This is a genomic window from Streptomyces sp. NBC_01341 (assembly GCF_035946055.1).
GTDB lineage: Bacteria > Actinomycetota > Actinomycetes > Streptomycetales > Streptomycetaceae > Streptomyces.
On the sequence record NZ_CP108364.1, the window covers coordinates 2,718,892 to 2,735,569 of the forward strand.

The 16,678-nt window shown below is 72.5% G+C and carries 19 protein-coding genes; 7 read left to right on the top strand and 12 right to left on the bottom strand.

All coding sequences use genetic code 11. The features are described from left to right. Positions 1–65: 65 nt before the first annotated feature. The 3 genes from OG206_RS11590 to sigE form a co-directional block, all read right to left on the bottom strand. On the bottom strand, positions 66–2,003 hold the full coding sequence (locus OG206_RS11590) for a trypsin-like peptidase domain-containing protein (protein ID WP_327115010.1): 1,938 nt from the start codon (positions 2,001–2,003) through the stop codon (positions 66–68). A gap of 89 nt (positions 2,004–2,092) precedes the next feature. Then, positions 2,093–3,025 carry a zf-HC2 domain-containing protein gene (locus OG206_RS11595; RefSeq protein WP_327115012.1) on the bottom strand — a complete coding sequence of 311 codons (933 nt, stop codon included), beginning with the start codon at positions 3,023–3,025 and terminating at the stop codon, positions 2,093–2,095. Further along, entirely contained in the window at positions 3,022–3,783 is a 762-nt protein-coding gene (gene sigE, locus OG206_RS11600; protein WP_327115014.1) for an RNA polymerase sigma factor SigE, read from the bottom strand. Before sigE ends, OG206_RS11595 begins: the two co-directional genes overlap by 4 nt. Before the next feature lie 178 nt (positions 3,784–3,961). Here sigE and OG206_RS11605 point away from each other — a divergent pair, with 178 nt between their 5' ends. Continuing rightward, the gene (locus tag OG206_RS11605) at positions 3,962–4,627 is read left to right on the top strand and encodes an O-methyltransferase (RefSeq protein ID WP_099174635.1); all 666 of its coding nucleotides are present in this window, start codon (positions 3,962–3,964) and stop codon (positions 4,625–4,627) included. A gap of 182 nt (positions 4,628–4,809) precedes the next feature. On the opposite strand, the gene OG206_RS11610 is transcribed toward OG206_RS11605, so the two are convergent. Further along, the gene (locus OG206_RS11610; protein ID WP_003966491.1) at positions 4,810–4,977 is read right to left on the bottom strand and encodes a DUF3117 domain-containing protein; all 168 of its coding nucleotides are present in this window, start codon (positions 4,975–4,977) and stop codon (positions 4,810–4,812) included. Positions 4,978–5,302: 325 nt separating this feature from the next. On the opposite strand from OG206_RS11610, the gene OG206_RS11615 reads away from it, so the two are divergent. Further along, on the top strand, positions 5,303–6,115 hold the full coding sequence (locus tag OG206_RS11615; RefSeq protein ID WP_327115017.1) for an enoyl-CoA hydratase/isomerase family protein: 813 nt from the start codon (positions 5,303–5,305) through the stop codon (positions 6,113–6,115). Between the two features lie 13 nt (positions 6,116–6,128). Here the strand turns inward: OG206_RS11615 and OG206_RS11620 are convergent, their stop codons facing one another. Together OG206_RS11620 and OG206_RS11625 are read right to left on the bottom strand one after the other, a co-directional pair. Further along, positions 6,129–6,710: a DNA-3-methyladenine glycosylase I gene (locus tag OG206_RS11620; RefSeq protein ID WP_327115019.1), complete on the bottom strand. Its 582-nt coding sequence runs from the start codon at positions 6,708–6,710 to the stop codon at positions 6,129–6,131. Beyond that, the gene (locus tag OG206_RS11625) at positions 6,707–7,108 is read right to left on the bottom strand and encodes a DivIVA domain-containing protein (RefSeq protein ID WP_327122242.1); all 402 of its coding nucleotides are present in this window, start codon (positions 7,106–7,108) and stop codon (positions 6,707–6,709) included. The genes OG206_RS11620 and OG206_RS11625 overlap by 4 nt, the downstream gene beginning before the upstream one ends. A 164-nt stretch (positions 7,109–7,272) precedes the next feature. On the opposite strand from OG206_RS11625, the gene folP reads away from it, so the two are divergent. Next, entirely contained in the window at positions 7,273–8,145 is an 873-nt protein-coding gene (gene folP, locus OG206_RS11630) for a dihydropteroate synthase (RefSeq protein ID WP_327115021.1), read from the top strand. Between the two features lie 245 nt (positions 8,146–8,390). On the opposite strand, the gene OG206_RS11635 is transcribed toward folP, so the two are convergent. Both OG206_RS11635 and dapE read right to left on the bottom strand, forming a co-directional pair. Beyond that, positions 8,391–9,176 (bottom strand): TIGR00730 family Rossman fold protein, encoded by a 786-nt coding sequence (locus OG206_RS11635; RefSeq protein ID WP_327115023.1) that lies wholly within the window; start codon positions 9,174–9,176, stop codon positions 8,391–8,393. 85 nt (positions 9,177–9,261) lie between these two features. Continuing rightward, positions 9,262–10,341: a succinyl-diaminopimelate desuccinylase gene (gene dapE, locus OG206_RS11640; protein ID WP_327115025.1), complete on the bottom strand. Its 1,080-nt coding sequence runs from the start codon at positions 10,339–10,341 to the stop codon at positions 9,262–9,264. A 61-nt stretch (positions 10,342–10,402) separates the two neighbouring features. Between dapE and OG206_RS11645 the strand changes: the two genes are divergently transcribed. Both OG206_RS11645 and OG206_RS11650 read left to right on the top strand, forming a co-directional pair. Next, positions 10,403–11,308 (top strand): hypothetical protein, encoded by a 906-nt coding sequence (locus OG206_RS11645; protein WP_442805834.1) that lies wholly within the window; start codon positions 10,403–10,405, stop codon positions 11,306–11,308. Between the two features lie 307 nt (positions 11,309–11,615). Beyond that, positions 11,616–11,960, top strand: coding sequence for an ATP-binding protein (locus OG206_RS11650; RefSeq protein WP_327115026.1), 345 nt, complete (start codon positions 11,616–11,618; stop codon positions 11,958–11,960). A gap of 83 nt (positions 11,961–12,043) precedes the next feature. On the opposite strand, the gene dapC is transcribed toward OG206_RS11650, so the two are convergent. Then, positions 12,044–13,147 carry a succinyldiaminopimelate transaminase gene (gene dapC / locus OG206_RS11655; protein WP_442805835.1) on the bottom strand — a complete coding sequence of 368 codons (1,104 nt, stop codon included), beginning with the start codon at positions 13,145–13,147 and terminating at the stop codon, positions 12,044–12,046. Between the two features lie 100 nt (positions 13,148–13,247). Continuing rightward, positions 13,248–13,568 (bottom strand): ferredoxin, encoded by a 321-nt coding sequence (gene fdxA / locus OG206_RS11660; protein WP_014154250.1) that lies wholly within the window; start codon positions 13,566–13,568, stop codon positions 13,248–13,250. A gap of 117 nt (positions 13,569–13,685) precedes the next feature. Here fdxA and OG206_RS11665 point away from each other — a divergent pair, with 117 nt between their 5' ends. Continuing rightward, a complete protein-coding gene (locus OG206_RS11665) occupies positions 13,686–14,687 on the top strand; it encodes a GNAT family N-acetyltransferase (RefSeq protein WP_327115029.1) in 1,002 nt (333 codons plus the stop codon). 29 nt (positions 14,688–14,716) lie between these two features. After that, positions 14,717–15,574 carry a transglutaminase-like domain-containing protein gene (locus OG206_RS11670; RefSeq protein WP_327115031.1) on the top strand — a complete coding sequence of 286 codons (858 nt, stop codon included), beginning with the start codon at positions 14,717–14,719 and terminating at the stop codon, positions 15,572–15,574. A gap of 39 nt (positions 15,575–15,613) precedes the next feature. Here the strand turns inward: OG206_RS11670 and tatA are convergent, their stop codons facing one another. Together tatA and OG206_RS11680 are read right to left on the bottom strand one after the other, a co-directional pair. Next, positions 15,614–15,889 (bottom strand): Sec-independent protein translocase subunit TatA, encoded by a 276-nt coding sequence (gene tatA, locus OG206_RS11675; protein ID WP_327115033.1) that lies wholly within the window; start codon positions 15,887–15,889, stop codon positions 15,614–15,616. A 271-nt stretch (positions 15,890–16,160) separates the two neighbouring features. Further along, positions 16,161–16,598 (bottom strand): VOC family protein, encoded by a 438-nt coding sequence (locus OG206_RS11680; RefSeq protein WP_327115035.1) that lies wholly within the window; start codon positions 16,596–16,598, stop codon positions 16,161–16,163. Between the last annotated feature and the right edge of the window lie 80 nt (positions 16,599–16,678).

Here is a 16,678-nt window from a genome sequence, read left to right on the forward strand (position 1 = left end):
CACCGGGGCCCGGACCGCTCCACGGTACCCGGCGAAGCTGCCGACGCGGTACCTGCGGGTGGCCGTCAGGTGCCGCTTGCCGAACCCAGCGTCAAAGTCATGGACAGGTCTTTACCACCACGCTTCAGCCGGAGGCCGAGCTCGTCGCCGGGCCTGTGGGCACGGATCTTGACGATCAGTTCCTCGCCGCTGTGCACGCGCTGACCCTCGACCTCGGTGATGACGTCGCCCGCCCGGATGCCCGCCTTGTCGGCGGGTCCCGCCTCGGTCACGGCCGGGCCGCCGTTGTCCGCCTTTCCGCCGACCTTGGCCCCGTCCCCGGCGAACTCCATGTCCAGCGTGACGCCGATCACCGGGTGGGTGGCCTTGCCGGTGTTGATCAGCTCCTCCGCGACCCGCTTGCCCTGGTTGATCGGTATCGCGAAGCCGAGACCGATGGAGCCGGACTGACCGCCCTCGGCGCCCGCGGCGCTGTCGGCGGCGCGGATGGCGCTGTTGATGCCGATCACCCTGGCCTCGGTGTCGACCAGCGGTCCGCCGGAGTTGCCCGGGTTGATCGGGGCGTCGGTCTGCAGGGCGTCGACGTAGCTGACGTCCGTGCCGTCGCCCTTCTCCCCGCCGGCGGTGATGGGCCGCTGCTTCGCGCTGATGATTCCGGACGTCACCGTGTTGGAGAGGTCGAACGGGGCGCCGATGGCCACGACGGGATCGCCGACCTGCACGTTGTCGGAGTTCCCGAGGGGCAGCGGCTTGAGTCCCGAGACGCCGGAGACCTTGACGACGGCCAGGTCGTAACCGCTGTCCTTGCCGACGATCTCGGCGGGCGCGGTCTCGCCCCCGCTGAAGGTGACGGTGATGTCGCCGGTCGAGCCTGCCGGGGCGACGACGTGGTTGTTGGTGAGGATGTGGCCCTTGTCGTCGAGGACGAAACCGGTCCCGGTGCCGGACTCCGCGGAGCCGTTGACATGGAGGGTGACCACGCTGGGCAGCGCGCTGGCGGCGATGCCCGCGACGCTGTCGGGCGCCCGGCCGCCGTTGTCCCGGTCGGCCTGCTGGAGTTCGACGGTGGTCAGGCCACCGTTGCGCTCGACGTAGGCGCCGATCCCGCCGCCTATCCCTCCGGCTACCAGGGCGAGCAGCGCGGCACCCACGAGCAGGGACCCGCGGCGGCCGCCGCGCGGGCGCCGGGTGTCAGCCACGGGGCCGGGGTGGCTCAGCGGCTGCTGGGGGGCGCCCCACGGGTCGTAGCGCATCCACTGCGAGGTCGGCGGACCCTGCGGAGGCTGCGGGGCGCCGGGCTGCTGCGGCACGGTGCTCGGCGGGGGCGGCGGCGCGTAGCCCTCCGCGGGTCCGGGCGCTGCCGCGGCCGTCCCGTGGGCCGCGTTCCCCGCGTACGGCGGGGGTACGGGGGTCCCGTGGGCCGGGGTCGGCACAGGGCGCTGCACAGGCGGCGCGGGGGCCCACGGCCCGGGACCGCCGTACGGCGGGGTGCTGTACTCGTCGGGTGCGTGCAACGGCTGCGCGCGGGCCGCCGGGGCGAACGGCCCCGGGGCGGGGGGCTCGACGGGCGGCTGTGCGAGCGGCGGTTCGGACGTGCGGCCCTCCGGCGCCGGTACGGGCGCCTGAGCCGCGGGTGCCCGGTGAGCGGCCGGCGGCGTGGGCCCGTACCCCTCGGGATCGGGTGCGGCGGTGCCCTGAGCGACGCGTGCGCCGGACAGCGGTGCGGGTGTGTGGTCCTCCGCACGGTCCTCGGCCGACGGCACGGACGCGTGGCCGGCCCGGTCCGCCGGCGAAAGGGGGGGTGCGGGTGTGTAGTCCTCGGGTTCGGCGGCCCCGGGCGCCGAACGCTCGGGGGGTGTCGGCGCGGTCGCGTCGTGTCCGGTGGCACTCCTCGGCGTGCCGGCGACGGCTGCCGCGTCCTCCGGACCTGCCTGGCCGGGCCGGTCTGTCGAGGGCCGGCTCCACCACTTCGTCTTCGGCCCGCTGGGCCTGCCGTCGTCCATGCTCTCCCCGCAACTGGCCCTCGCACGCCTCACAGGGGCGTCTCACCCGGAATTCAACCAGGTTTGCGAATCCGCGCGCAGGCCCCTGGTCAGCGCAGCGGGGAAAGCGCGGTGGCGCGGTCGGCCGGCAGCGGAGCGGAGACCGTCGCGGAAGGTGCGGGCAGCATCGGGTCGGTGCCCGGGCCGAGCGCCGCCGAGTACAGCGGGCCTGCGTCCGTCGGCCGTATCAGCGGCGGGACCGAGACGTTGAGCACCGGGAAGGCGGCGGTGCCGCCGGCGAACGCGGACGTGTTCAGCAACGCGGGTGCGGAGGCGAGCAGGGGCCTGGCGGACGAGGACGGCGAGGCGGAGGGCAGGGGGCCCCGGCCGTCCGCGACGGCGAGCGCCCCGCCGCGGCCGGCGGCACGTGTGCTGCCGGTCCGCTCCTCGGCGATCAACGGGGTCGTGCCGGTACCCGCCTCCTCGGCGCTCAACGGCGCCTCGGGCGAGTAGTCGAGGGGGAGCGCGCCACCGAGCGCGATGGCCGCGAGCGAGACGGCGCTGGCCGCCGCGAAGGCGAAGCGCCTGCCGCGCCAGGGGGAACGGTCGGCGTCCCGGCCCACGGCGTGGATACGGAAGCCCGCACCGGAAGGGCCGCCCGGCAGCACGGCGGTCGAGCCGTGGACCGTGGGCAGATACCCGAGGTCTCCCAGGGGGGTGCGCCCCGAATCCGCCGGACCGCCCGGCTGCATGACGGGGAGGATCCCCTCGCCGAAGCGCCGGCCGCCGCCGGCGCCGTCACCGGGGCCCGCGGGAAGTCCTTGGAGCCGGGCGAGGAACCCCTCGGAGGGCGAGGGCGCGGCGGAGGACGCGAAGGCGCTCTTCAGTCGCCGCTGGGCGTCGGCCTCGGCCTTGCACCTGGCGCAGGTCGCCAGATGGGCCAGGACCCGCTCCCGGGCGTCGTGTTTGAGCTCGCCGTCGACGAGCGCGGCGAGCCGGTCCCCCAGATGCTGCTCCGCGGGGGTCGCACCTGTGCCGTTCACGCCGATCCCCCCTCCCCCGCCAGCACGGCGTCCGCCAGGGAACGCTGCTCGGCACGCGCCTCGGGCGAACGGTGGCGGAGCGCCTTGCGCAGATGCGAGCGGCCGCGGTGGATGCGGCTGCGCACGGTGCCGAGCTTGACGCCGAGCGTCGCGGCGATCTCCTCGTACGAGAGGCCCTCGATGTCGCACAGCACGACCGCGGCGCGGAACTCCGGCGCAAGGGTGTCCAGCGCCTGCTGCACGTCCGCGTCGAAGTGCGTGTCGTTGAAGACCTGCTGCGGAGACGGCTCACGGCTGGGCAGCCGCTCAGCCGCGTCGTCACCGAGTGAGTCGAAACGGATCCGCTGCTTTCTGCGGACCATGTCCAGGAAGAGATTCGTCGTGATCCTGTGCAGCCAGCCCTCGAAGGTGCCGGGCGTATAGGTCGACAGCGACCGGAAGACGCGGACGAAGACTTCCTGGGTGAGGTCCTCGGCGTCGTGCTGGTTACCCGTCAGCCGGTAGGCGAGTCGGTACACGCGGCCGCTGTGCGTGCTGACGATCTCTTCCCATGAGGGCGGGGTCCACGCCTGAGAATCCGCATCTGATGCGAAGGTCGCGGTCGGTGCGGAATCGTCGGAAGAACGGTCAGCGGTGTTGGTCACGGATTTCGGCTCACCCGCCGACCTGAGAAAGCGCCGCAGCGCTCCTCCCCGATCCGCAGGCGCAGCCGCACCTCCCCTATCGGCTCTGGTGGTGTCCAGCGGAGCCCCTACCATAGCCACCTCGCCCGTTAGCTCCGGATAAGCCTTTTTACCTGCTCGTGCCCCGGTGCCACCGGGGGCAAGAGGCACATTCCGGGCCGCGCCACGGGGCCCGGTCCAGCTGTTCTCCTCCACCCCCTCATAACGCCCGGTCCCATCTGCGGGTTCCCGGGTGCAGCGGATACAGTCACCGTTGCGCCAACTACGGGGACAGGAGAGGGTCATTACCGCCAACCGGCAGACGAGCTGGGCATTCGCCGACGCCTTTGTCGCCGAGGAAGAAGCTCTGCTCTGGGCCCGGGACCGGGCCCACGAGACGGGGCTCCGCCCGGTGTCGTCAGGCACCGGCGCAGCGTTGCGCCTGCTCGCCGCCACGGCGGACGCCAAGGCGGTGGCCGAGATCGGCACCGGGACGGGCGTGTCGGGCATATATCTGCTGCAGGGCATGCGCCCGGACGGTGTACTGACCACCGTCGACCCGGAGCCGGAGCGCCAGCAGTTCGCCCGCGAGGCATTCCGGGCGGCAGGCTTCGCCACGAACCGGGCCCGCTTCATCCCCGGCCGCGCCCTCGACGTACTGCCGCGGCTCGCCGACGGCGGATACGACCTCGTCTTCTGCGACGGCGACCGGCTCGAGAGCCTGGACTGCCTCGCTGAATCGTTGCGCCTGCTCCGGCCGGGCGGTCTGGTCTGCTTCGAGGGCGTCTTCGCGGACGGCCGCACGATCGACTCCGCCGCGCAGCCGGCCGAGGTGCTCCGGCTGCGGGAACTCCTGCGGGCGGTGCGGGAGAGCCAGGAGCTCATGGCCACGCTTCTGCCGGTGGGCGACGGGCTGCTGTGCGCGGTGCGCCGCGGCTGACCGTCCGCCGCAGGCCGTTCCGGGCGCGGCGGCGCGCCACACCTTCCATACGTGGCTCCCCGGCGCGGGCGACGTCCCGGCACCGTCCCGGCCGGCCGCCGCGTCCCCGCACCACCCAGGACGCACCACTGCCCCGGCACGGAGTCCGTGCCGGGGCAGTGGTGAAGTGTGGGCGCTCCGCCTCAGCCGACGACCTTCTTCAGGGCGTCACCGAGTGCATCGGCCTCGTCCGGAGTCAGCTCGACGACAAGCCGACCGCCGCCTTCGAGCGGAACGCGCATGACGATGCCCCGCCCCTCCTTTGTCACCTCGAGCGGGCCGTCGCCCGTCCGCGGCTTCATGGCCGCCATGCTCGTTCCCCTTCCTGAAACCAGCTCATCGCAGCCGGCGGCTCCATGACAGGCGCTGCCTCACCGGCGTCGAACACAATGCTTCCTTCGCATTATCCCGCATCAGGGACCCCGATGACCAACATCGGTCGGCATCGCTTGCGCAACGCGCTTTCCCATAACCACCTAATTCGGCGATCCAGCTGCGATACTGCGCCACCTGCGACCTCCGGTCGAAGTCCAATCGTTAGACGCAGGTCACATGTCCCGCCCGCCCGAAGTCCGCCATGCTTGCCTCGACAGTGCCTGGACAGGCACGACGCCGGAGCCGTAAGGGGATCAAGGAATGGCCGACACCATGGCTGACGCCGTGCTCACGGACGTGAGCGACGGGCTCGCGACGATCACGATCAACCGCCCCGACGCGATGAACGCCATGAACACCGCCGCGAAGGTCGCGCTCCGGGACGCACTCCGGGCGGTCGCGGACGACCCTGCCGTACGGGCTGTTCTGCTCACCGCGACCGGGCGCGCCTTCTGCGTCGGCCAGGACCTCAAGGAACACGTCGCCAAGCTCTCCGACGCGCGCGCGTCGGGCGGCGGCAACGCGCTCAGCACCGTGCGGGAGCACTACAACCCCATCGTGCGCGCCCTGACCGAGATGCCGAAGCCCGTGGTGGCGGGGGTCAACGGGGTCGCCGCGGGGGCCGGCTTCGGCTTCGCGCTCGCCGCCGACTACCGCGTGGTCGCCGACACCGCCTCCTTCAACACGTCCTTCGCGGGCGTGGCGCTGACCGCGGACTCCGGGGTCTCCTGGACGCTGCCCCGGCTGATCGGCGCGAGCCGCGCCGCCGACCTGCTCCTGTTCCCGCGTTCGATCTCCGCGCAGGACGCCCACGAGCTGGGCATCGCCAACAAGCTGGTGCCCGCCGCCGACCTGGCGAAGGAGGCGCTGGCGGTGGCCCGCGCCCTCGCGGACGGCCCGACGGTGGCCTACGCGGCGCTGAAGGCGTCGATGGCGTACGGCGCGGCGCACTCCCTCTCCGAGACGCTGGAGAAGGAGGACGAACTCCAGACGAGGGCGGGCGCGTCGCAGGACCACACGATCGCGGTCGAGGCGTTCCTCGCCAAGCAGCCGCCGAAGTACCTGGGCAGGTAGGACGGCTATCGGCCTATCGGCCGCCCCGGGCCACACAGTCGGCGAGGTGGTCGTCGACCAGACCGCAGGCCTGCATCAGCGCGTACGCCGTCGTGGGACCGACGAAGCGGATGGACCGCTTCTTCAGCTCCTTGGCCAGCGCGGTGGACTCCGGGGTGACCGCCGGGACGTCACCGAGGGTGCGCGGGGCGGGCCGGGAGGCCGGATCGGGGGCGTACGACCAGATGAGGGCGTCCAGCTCCCCCGGGCTCCAGCCCGCCAGCACCTCGGCGTTGGCGAGGGTGGCGTCGATCTTCGCCCGGTTGCGGATGATCCCGGCGTCGCCGAGGAGCCGTTCCCTGTCGGCGTCGGTGAACTTCGCGACCGCGGGGATGCTGAAGCCGGCGAACGCGCTGCGGAACCCTTCGCGGCGGCGCAGGATCGTCAGCCACGACAGCCCCGACTGGAAGGCCTCCAGGCAGAGCCGCTCGAACAGGGCGTCGTCGCCGTGGACGGGGCGGCCCCACTCGGTGTCGTGGTAGGCGAGGTAGTCGTCCGTGGACAGGCCCCACGGGCAGCGCGGACGGCCGTCCGCCGCCGGCTCCGCGCCGCTCAACGCCCGTCCTCCTCGTCCTGCGGGCCGCCCTTCCCGTTCCCGCCGGTGAGCGGTTCGCCCGGATGCTTGAACAGGTCGGGCCCCGTGACCGCCGTGGCCTGCGCCCCGGCCAGTGCCGACTCCAGCTCCGCGATGTGCGCGTCGCGCTCCGCGAGCTCGGCCCCCAACCGGCCGAGGGCCTCGTCCACGTCCGTCATTCGGTAGCCCCGCACCGCCATGGGCAGCCGCATGGCCTCGACATCGGCGCGGCCGACCGGGCGGTTCGCGGGCAGCGGGTCCGTGAGCCGTTCCGGCTCGACGTCCTGCAGTACCGCGCTTCCGCCTCCACCGACCACCGCGAGGGTGACCGCGGCCACGACCACGGCCATCGTGACGAGCAAGAACCAGAACACGTGCATCTCCCCGGGAGCGGAATAGCTGTCCGGGTCAGATCGTGCCACGTGCCACCGACAGTCAGGGCTTTCCGCCAGGGACGGTACGCATCCGGCGCACCCGGCACCGGGACGCCGCGTGATCGCAAGAGGGCCTAAGGTCGCAGGCGGGCTACAGGAAGGAACCAGGCATGCGAAGCGGGGCGCTCAGGCTCGGGCGGCGGGAATTCGGGCCGCACGAACCGGTGATCATGGCCATCGTGAACCGGACTCCCGACTCCTTCTACGACCAGGGCGCGACGTTCCGGGACGAACCCGCGCTGTCCCGGGTCGAGCAGGCCGTCGCGGAGGGCGCCGCGATCATCGACATCGGCGGGGTGAAGGCCGGGCCCGGCGAGGAGGTCACCGCTCAGGAGGAGGCGCGCCGCACGGTCGGGTTCGTCGCCGAGGTGCGCCGCCGCCACCCCGACGTCGTGATCAGCGTGGACACCTGGCGGCACGACGTGGGCGAGGCGGTCTGCGAGGCCGGGGCCGACGTGCTGAACGACGCGTGGGGCGGTGTGGACCCGAAGCTGGCGGAGGTCGCCGCGCGCCACGGCGCGGGGCTCGTGTGCACCCACGCCGGTGGCGCCGAGCCCCGTACCCGGCCGCACCGGGTCGCGTACGACGACGTGATGGCGGACATCCTGCGGGTGACCGTGGGTCTCGCGGAGCGGGCCGTCGGGCTCGGGGTCAGGCCGGACGGGATCATGATCGACCCGGGGCACGACTTCGGGAAGAACACGCGGCACTCCCTGGAGGCGACGCGCCGGCTGGACGAGATGACAGCCACCGGCTGGCCGGTGCTGGTCTCGCTGTCCAACAAGGACTTCGTCGGGGAGACGCTCGACAGACCGGTGAAGGAACGGGTGATCGGCACACTCGCGACGACGGCCGTGTCGGCGTGGCTGGGGGCGCAGGTGTACCGGGTGCACGAGGTCGCCGAGACGCGGCAGGTCCTGGACATGGTGGCGTCCATCGCGGGCCACCGGCCCCCGGCGGTCGCACGGCGGGGGCTGGCGTAGCGGACCCCCGCAGGCCGCCTCCCGCCCCCGCCGGCACCCGCGCGTACGGGGACGGCGCCACTCCCCCGTACGCGCGAAGGGCCCTGGGGTCTTTCGTTTGGACCAGGCTGGATCAGGGAGCGGGGTCGGGTGCCGTGCGTCGCACGGCGGAGGAGGGAGTCGACGCGGAGCCTTGCCGACCGCCGACGACGCCCCGAGGCGCGGTGCCAGGACACGCGAGCCCAGCATGATCCGAACGAGAGGCCCTAGCGGCCCACTTCCTTGGTCACCAGCCTGACCGCCTCGTCCACGTCGTCCGTGATGTGGAACAGCATCAGGTCCCGCTCCGACGCCTTCCCGCCGGCGACGACCGTGTCCCGCAGCCAGTCGACGAGACCGCCCCAGTAGGCCGAGCCGAACAGGACGATCGGGAAGCGCGTCACCTTGCCCGTCTGGACCAGGGTCAGCGCCTCGAAGAGTTCGTCCAGCGTGCCGAGGCCGCCGGGCAGGACGACGAAGCCCTGGGCGTACTTCACGAACATCGTCTTGCGGACGAAGAAGTAGCGGAAGTTGACGCCGATGTCGACGTGCGGATTGAGCCCGGACTCGAACGGCAGCTCGATGCCGAGGCCCACGGAGACGCCCTTCGCGTCCCGCGCCCCCTTGTTCGCCGCCTCCATCGCCCCGGGTCCGCCGCCCGTGATGACCGCGAATCCGGCCTCGACCAGCGCCTTGCCGATCTGCACGCCCGCCTCGTAGTCCGGACTGCCCGCCGGGGTGCGGGCGGAGCCGAATACACTGATGGCACTGGGGAGTTCGGCCAGCGCGCCGAAGCCTTCCACGAACTCCGACTGGATGCGCATGACCCGCCAGGGGTCGGTGTGCACCCATTCGGAGTCGCCCTCCGAGTCCAGCAGTCGCTGGTCGGTCGTGCCGGGCTGAACCTGCTCCCTGCGTCGCAGCACAGGACCCGTCCGCTGTTCCTCGGGCTTCACCGCACCCTCGGGAATCTGCGCGCCCTCGGGGATCCGTGCGTCCTCCGGGTTGCCCATGACCTGCTCCCTCCGCCGACCTGCGATGTGCGTGTGTCGCTTCAGCGTAGATCGGCGGAGGTTACGCGCAGGGGAATGCCGTGGGTCAGCCGGTGAGCCAGGCGCGCAGGCGCTCCTCGCAGTGGGTGATCCGGTCGACCGCCACGTGCTCGTCGCGCTTGTGCGCGAACAGCGCGTCGCCGGGGCCGTAATTGACCGCGGGCACACCGAGGGCGCCGAAGCGGGACACGTCCGTCCAGCCGAACTTGGGCTGGGCCGTGCCGCCGACCGCGTCCATGAAGGCCTTGGCGGCGGGGTGCGAGAGACCGGGCATCGCGGCGCCGGAGTGGTCGTCGACGATGAACTCCGCGACGCCGCAGTCCTCGAAGACCTCCCGCACGTGCGCCTCCGCCTGCTCGGGGGTGAGGTCGGGGGCGTACCGGTAGTTGACGACGACGGTGCAGGAGTCGGGGATGACGTTGGTGGCGACGCCGCCCTCGATCCCCACGGCGTTGAGCCCCTCGTGGTACTCCAGGCCGTCGATGACCGGGCGGCGCGGTTCGTACGCGGCGAGCCTGGCCAGTACCGGCGCGGCGGCGTGGATGGCGTTGGACCCCATCCAGCTGCGTGCGGAGTGGGCGCGCTCCCCGGCGAGGCGCAGGTGCACCCGGACGGTGCCCTGGCAGCCGCCCTCGACCTGCGCGTCGGAGGGTTCCAGGAGGACGGCGAAGTCCGCGTCGAGCCAGTCGGGGTGCGCGTCGGCCACGTGTCCGAGGCCGTTGAGGTGGGCGGCCACCTCTTCGTTGTCGTAGAAGATGAAGGTGAGGTCCCGGTTGGGCTCGGGCACCGTCGCCGCGATCCGCAGCTGGACGGCGACGCCGGACTTCATGTCGGAGGTCCCGCATCCCCACAGCACGCCGTCGGCGTCGAGCCTGGACGGCACGTTGTCCGCGATCGGCACGGTGTCGATGTGCCCGGCCAGGACGACACGCTCACCCCGGCCGAGCCGCGTCCTCGCCACGACGTTGTTCCCGTGGCGGTCCACGGTCAGGTGCGGAAGGGTGCGCAGCGCCGCCTCGACGGCGTCGGCGAGGTCCTTCTCCTGCCCGCTGACCGACGGGAAGTCGACCAGCAGGGCCGTGAGCGCGGGACCGTCGAGTGAAAGGTCGAGCGTGTGTCCATCCATGGCCACGAGCCTAAGGGAATGGGTCTCGGCCCCGGTCGTACTCTCCAGTACGGTGGGGCCCGTGCCCACGACCACCACCTCGCCCCGCCGCCGCCGCAGCCGCCTCTACCGCGTCTCGGCGGCTCTCGTCGTGTTCTTCGCCGTCGCCTGCTACATGGCCCTGCAGTACCTCTCCGGCAACAAGGGATCGCCCCGTTGCACCGTCGGCCCGGCGGGCGGCGGCGAGGGACGTACCTACGAGCTGAGCCCGGAACAGGCCGCCAACGCCGCGACGGTCTCCGCCGTGGGCACCACGCGCGGCCTGCCGGAGCGCGCCGTGACCATCGCCCTGGCGACCGCGTTGCAGGAGTCCGCGCTGCGCAACATCGATCACGGCGACCGGGACTCCCTCGGGCTCTTCCAGCAGCGCCCTTCGCAGGGCTGGGGCACGCCGGCGCAAATCATGGACCCCGTCTACTCGTCGGGGAAGTTCTACGAGCACCTCGTCGACGTCCCGGGCTACTCGCGGCTGCCCCTGACCGTGGCGGCGCAGCGCGTGCAGAAGAGCGGCTTCCCGCAGGCGTACGCGAAGCACGAGCCGGACGCGGCGCTGCTGTCCGCCGCGCTGACCGGCCGGGAACCCGCCTCGCTGACCTGCTCCTCCTCCGCGGCCACCGTCCCGGGGCCGGGCGACGCGGCCGTGGTGCGCACCGATCTGGTGCGCGCTTTCGGGAAGGGTGTGCTGCCCCCCGCCTCCTCCTCCGCGGGCGCCGCCGCCGCGAGCACGGTCTCGGTGCCCGTGCCGGCCGAGGACGGCGGGGCCTCCCGGCGCGGCTGGGAGCTCGCCCACTGGGCGGTCGCGCGCGCCGACACCCTGCGGATCGACCAGGTCGCGTACGCGGGCCGGATCTGGACCGCCGACACGGGCTGGCGGACGGAACGTGAGGATTCGGGCTCCGAAAGCGTCCGGATGAGGCTCGCTCACTAGTACGCCCCATCCTCCGTACGGGCCGTCCGGCCTCCGCCCGCCCCTGTTCGCCGGCGTCTCCTCCACCACCTCTCCGGAAGGGGTGGTTCCCTTGCGGCACAAGAGAAGTGACGCTTCATCAGGGGTCGGCCGAATACACCGTTCGCCCGGGTTCCTCCGTTGCGGATTATCTGACGCATTGCGCAGTCTTTACCTCGGTGCCCCGCAACCTTCCCCGCCCCCGGACCTGTTGTTCAGTGCGTCCGATCACCGGACAGGCGGATGCCGCATCCGCCGGCAACCGTCGACGTCCCGCCGAAGGAGCAACATGTCCCTCCCCCTGACCCGCCGGATCGCCCGTGCCGCCCTGCTGATCGCCGCGGCGGCACCCGTGGTCGGCGCGGCCGGCGCCGCGAGCGCCGCGGGGCTTCCGCAGACCCCCGCACTCGGCGGCCTGACCTCGCTCGACGGCGCGGGCCTGAGCAGCACGCTGGACTCCACCTCGAAGCAGGGCTCCGAGGTCGCGAACGACACCGGCGGCAAGGTGGTCGGCACGACCCTCCCCGCCGCGGGCAAGTCCCTGCAGCAGGCCGGCTCCGTGGCCGAGGGCGAGCTGTCGGGCGACACCCTGCCGACGAAGAGCCTGCCGACCAAGGGCCTGCCGATCGGCTGATGAGCCGGTGTGCGCCCCGCACGGGCGCGCGAAGGGGCCTCGGGAGTGCGCACTCCCGAGGCCCCTCGGCGTTTCTCCCGCTGTCAGGCGAGCCGCTCGGCCGCCGCGTCCACACGCTCGTCCGAGGCGGTCAGCGCCACCCGCACGAAGTGGTCACCGGCGGGGCCGTAGAAGTCGCCCGGCGCGACCAGGATGCCGAGTCCGGCGAGGTACGCCACGGTGTCCCAGCACGGCTCGTCACGGGTGGCCCACAGGTAGAGGCTGGCCTCGCTGTGCTCGATCCGGAAGCCGTGGGCCTCCAGCGCCGCCCGCAGGACCGTGCGCCGCCGCGCGTACCGCGCCCGCTGCTGCGTCACGTGCTCGTCGTCGCCGAGCGCCGCGACCGTCGCCGCCTGGACCGGCGCCGGGGTCATCATCCCGCCGTGCTTGCGGATCTGGAGCAGCTCGTGCAGGACGCCCGCGTCCCCCGCGACGAAGGCCGCCCGGTACCCGGCGAGGTTGGAGCGCTTGGACAGCGAGTGGACGGCGACGACACCCTCGTACGTCCCGCCGCAGACGTCCGTGTGCAGCACGGAGACGGGCTCGGCCTCCCAGCCGAGCTCCAGGTAGCACTCGTCGCTGAAGACCAGCACCCCGTGCTCCCGCGCCCAGGCCACGATCCGGATCAGCTCGTCCTTCGGCAGGACCCGGCCGGTGGGGTTGGAGGGGGAGTTGAGCCAGAGGAGCTTCAGCCCTTCCGGGTCCAGCTCCGTCGGGTCGTCGTAGACGACGGGCTCGGCGCCGCAGAGCCGCGCGCCGACCTCGTACGTCGGGTAGGCGAGCCGCGGGTAGGCGACCTTGTCGCCCGCGCCGAGGCCCAGCTGGGTCGGGAGCCAGGCGACCAGTTCCTTGGAGCCGACGACCGGCAGCACGTTCTCGTGTGCCACGCCGACCGCGCCGAGCCTGCGCCCCGCCCAGCCGGTGAGGGCGTCACGCAGCGCCTCGGTGCCCCACACCGTCGGATAGCCGGGGCTGTCCGCGGCGGCCGTCAGCGCCGCCTGGATCAGCTCGGGCACCGGGTCGACCGGGGTGCCGACCGACAGGTCCACGATGCCGTCCGGGTGGGCGCCGGCCGTCGACTTGTACGGCGCGAGCTTGTCCCAGGGGAACACCGGGAGGCGGGAGGAGACGGGGACTGCTGCGGACACGGAACTCTGCTTTCTGGTACGTGGCATGGCTGCCGGAAAACACCTCGGTCCCGCACGGTGACGAGCCGTACGGGACCGGGCGGCGCTCGTGCGGCCGTCGCTACTGGTTCTGCGGCGGCAGCGCGGCGATGAACGCGTGGTCGCGCTCGATGAGGCCCAGCTTGGAGGCGCCACCCGGGGAGCCGAGGTCGTCGAAGAACTCGACGTTCGCCTTGTAGTAGTCCTTCCACTCCTCCGGGGTGTCGTCCTCGTAGAAGATGGCCTCGACCGGGCAGACCGGCTCACAGGCTCCGCAGTCGACGCACTCGTCCGGATGGATGTACAAGGACCTGGAGCCCTCGTAGATGCAGTCGACGGGGCACTCTTCGATGCAGGCCTTGTCCTTCACGTCGACACAAGGCTGCGCGATGACGTAGGTCACGCTGTCGTTCCTCCTCGGTAGGGCGTTGGCTCTCGCGCGGGAGCGCGGCGTCGTCGATGCCCGCCCCTAGTATCTCCGTTCCGGGGCACGATCCGAACAGGAGGGGCGTACAGAGCTGTGGAATTCACCATCGGCGGACAACTCGAGGTTCGCATGACGCCTGCTGACGTGGGCAAACGCGTGTCCGTGCGGCGCGTCGCCGAAGCCCCCGCCGAGGGTGCCAGGTTCACCGATACGGTAGGTGTTCTCACATCGTGGGATGACGGCGTGCTGTCGGTCACGACGAAGCACGGCCGGATTGTCCGCATTCCGGAAGCTTCTCTGGTGGCGGGCAAGATCGTGCCCCCGGCCCCGGCCCGCCGCCGTGGACCGGCCGCCTCCTTCGGGGAACTCGCCCTGGCCACCGCACGCGCCTGGCAGCCGGTGGAGAGCGAAGCTCTCGGCGCGTGGCGGCTGCGCGCGGCGGGCGGCTTCACCCGCCGCGCCAACTCCGTACTCCCGCTCGGGGATCCGGGGCTCCCCCTCGGCGAGGCCCTGGAGCGCGTGAAGGCCTGGTACGCGGCCCGGGACCTGCCCGCGTACGTCCAGGCCGCCACGGGTGCCGAGGGGACGCAGGAGCGGCTGTGCGCGGATCTGGAGGACCACGGGTGGCGGCGCGAGGTGTCGGCCGAGGTGCGGATCGCGGCGCTGGCACCCGTGGGCGACCTGGACGCGGACGTCTCCGCCGTGCGGTTGGCCCGGGAGACGGACGCCGCGTGGCTCTCCCGCTACCAGCGCTTCGAGACCCCGGGGCCTCACGTGCTGGAGGTGCTGGGGAGCGGGCCCTCGGTATGGTTCGCCTCCGTACCGGGCGAGGACGCGGACGGCGTGCCCGCCGCGATCGGCCGGTGTGTGGTGGACGGCCGCTGGGCGGGCTTCATGGCCGTCGAGGTGGGCCCGGAGTACCGGCGGCGCGGTCTGGCGACGGCCGTCATGGCGGCGCTGGCGCGCGCGGCACTCGACGAGGGCGCCTCGGCCGCGTGGCTGCAGGTGGAGGCGGACAATGAGGGGGCCCGCGCGCTGTACGACGGCATGGGCTTCGCGACCCACCACCTCTACCACCACTTCCGGCCCGCGTAGCGGGGACAGCAGCAGGGGTACGTGTGCACATGAACGCTCAGGATTCCGGCCGCGCCGAACGCAGGCGACGGTTCGCCGAGGAGGCGCGCGCCGAGCGCCCGGACCTCGCCCTGCTCTGCCTGCTGCTGGGGGCGGAGGCGTACACGGCACCCGGTCCGGCCGGGGAGAGCGATCCGCACGGCGTCGACGCCGCGCAGATCGAACTCGACCGGCTGGCCGGCCTCCTCCCCTACGGAGCTCGTGACGCCCGCGCCTGGGCGTCCTCCCTCGCGGAACTGCTCGGCGGGCGCTGCGGGTTCACGGGATCGCCCCCGGACTACCAGCGGCTCGACTCCTCGCTGCTCCAGCAGGTGCTCAGGCGCCGCAGGGGGCTGCCCATCCTGCTCTCCGTGGTCTGGATCGAGGTCGCGCGGCGGGCCGGCGCACCCGTGTACGGGGTCGCCCTCCCGGGTCACTACGTCGTCGGTTTCGGCGACCCGGCGGAGCGCGTGCTGGCCGACCCCTTCGCCGGTGGCGTCCCGTTGAGCGGCGAGGACGCCGAACTGCTGGTGACCGGTGCGACGGGAGCGGCGCCGGAGCCGTCGATGCTGGTGCCCGCCAGGCCCCTGGAGACGGTGCTGCGCATCCTGAACAACGTGCGGGCCTGGGCGTCGGCCCGCCCCGAGCGCACCGACGTGGCGCTGTGGGCGCTCGAACTCTCCCTGCTGCTGCCGTCGCACCCCGCCAGGCTCCGCTACGAGCGGGCCCAGCTCCTCGTGCAGCGGGGTGAGTTCATGCGCGGGGCGGCTGAGATGGACGAGTACGCGGAGATCGTCGACGGTATCGAGCCGACGGCGGCCGAGGCCATCCGCCACCGCGCCCAGGCCGCCAGGGCATTGCTGAACTGACCTCGGTCTCCGGCCCGTGCCCGCACGACCCCGCACCGGTCAGTCGGTGTCGGCCGCACTTTCCCGGACGGTCCGGACGTGAACGGGCTCGCCCTCGTCCGGGGTCACCGACCGCGCCGCGGATGCGGCCGGGCCGGGAGCGGTGGCGGCGCCGGACGCGCCGTCCTCTCTCATGGCCCGGGTCTCGCTCTTGAGGATGCGCAGCGACTGTCCCATCGCTCGCGCGGTGTCCGGAAGCCTCTTCGAGGCGAACAGCGCTATGACGACGATCGCCACGATCAGCAGGTGCCAAGGCTCCAGCCCGTTACGCAGCACTTTCGGCCCGCCTTTCTGTTTCACACTTATGAGCGCATCAGGTGCGCGCATTCATAAGATTACTGCACCATGCAACTATGCATTCGGGCGATGGTGCCCTCATGCCGGTGGCCGGGCGGCGGGAGGCGGTCAGCCGAAAGAACCGGGACGCGCGGGGCGATGCCGCCTTCATCACCGGTGCATCAGTGGTGCACACACGGCCGGCCCGGGCCGAGCACGGGGTACCCGCCGAAGATGACGGCGGCATGCCGGGCCGGGGCCCCCGTGCCGTTCAGAGCACGCAGAACTCGTGGCCTTCCGGATCGGCCATCATCACGTGGTCCGGACGCCCCCGCAGTTCGTACTCCTGGAGCACGGTCCCGCCGGCGGCCTCCAGCTTCGCGACCGTCTCGGCCACACGCGGCCACCGTGTCTCCCACGGGGTCTCGCGTCCGCCACCCGCCTGAACGTCGAGGTGCAGGCGGTTCTTCGCCGTCTTCGGTTCGGGCACCTTCATGAAGGACAGGCTCGGCCCGGTGCCGTCCGGGTCGGACAGATACGCGCCGTCGTTCCACTCGTCCTCCGGGACGTCGTGGTGCACGAACCACTCCTCCCAGCTCGCGAATCCGGCCGGCGGGGGTTTCCGCGCATAGCCGAGGGCCAGCGCCCAGAACTCCGCGAGCGCTGCCGGGTCCGCGCAGTCGATCGTCAGACTCCACTCGGTGGACACAGGTCCCCTCCCTTTCGGACGGTCCTCTTCGCGAGACGGTACGGACATGGTCGCGCCCCGGCGCCGTCAGGGACCCGGAC

Bases quoted from the DNA above. Each gene is read 5' to 3' on its own strand.
- OG206_RS11615 (WP_327115017.1), top strand. From the start codon at position 5,303: ATGGCCGACACCATGGCTGACGCCGTGCTCACGGACGTGAGCGACGGG.
- OG206_RS11635 (WP_327115023.1), bottom strand. From the start codon at position 9,176: ATGGGCAACCCGGAGGACGCACGGATCCCCGAGGGCGCGCAGATTCCC.
- dapE (WP_327115025.1), bottom strand. From the start codon at position 10,341: ATGGATGGACACACGCTCGACCTTTCACTCGACGGTCCCGCGCTCACG.
- sigE (WP_327115014.1), bottom strand. From the start codon at position 3,783: ATGGTAGGGGCTCCGCTGGACACCACCAGAGCCGATAGGGGAGGTGCG.
- OG206_RS11590 (WP_327115010.1), bottom strand. From the start codon at position 2,003: ATGGACGACGGCAGGCCCAGCGGGCCGAAGACGAAGTGGTGGAGCCGG.
- folP (WP_327115021.1), top strand. From the start codon at position 7,273: ATGCGAAGCGGGGCGCTCAGGCTCGGGCGGCGGGAATTCGGGCCGCAC.
- OG206_RS11625 (WP_327122242.1), bottom strand. From the start codon at position 7,108: ATGCACGTGTTCTGGTTCTTGCTCGTCACGATGGCCGTGGTCGTGGCC.
- OG206_RS11650 (WP_327115026.1), top strand. From the start codon at position 11,616: ATGTCCCTCCCCCTGACCCGCCGGATCGCCCGTGCCGCCCTGCTGATC.
- OG206_RS11610 (WP_003966491.1), bottom strand. From the start codon at position 4,977: ATGGCGGCCATGAAGCCGCGGACGGGCGACGGCCCGCTCGAGGTGACA.
- OG206_RS11670 (WP_327115031.1), top strand. From the start codon at position 14,717: ATGAACGCTCAGGATTCCGGCCGCGCCGAACGCAGGCGACGGTTCGCC.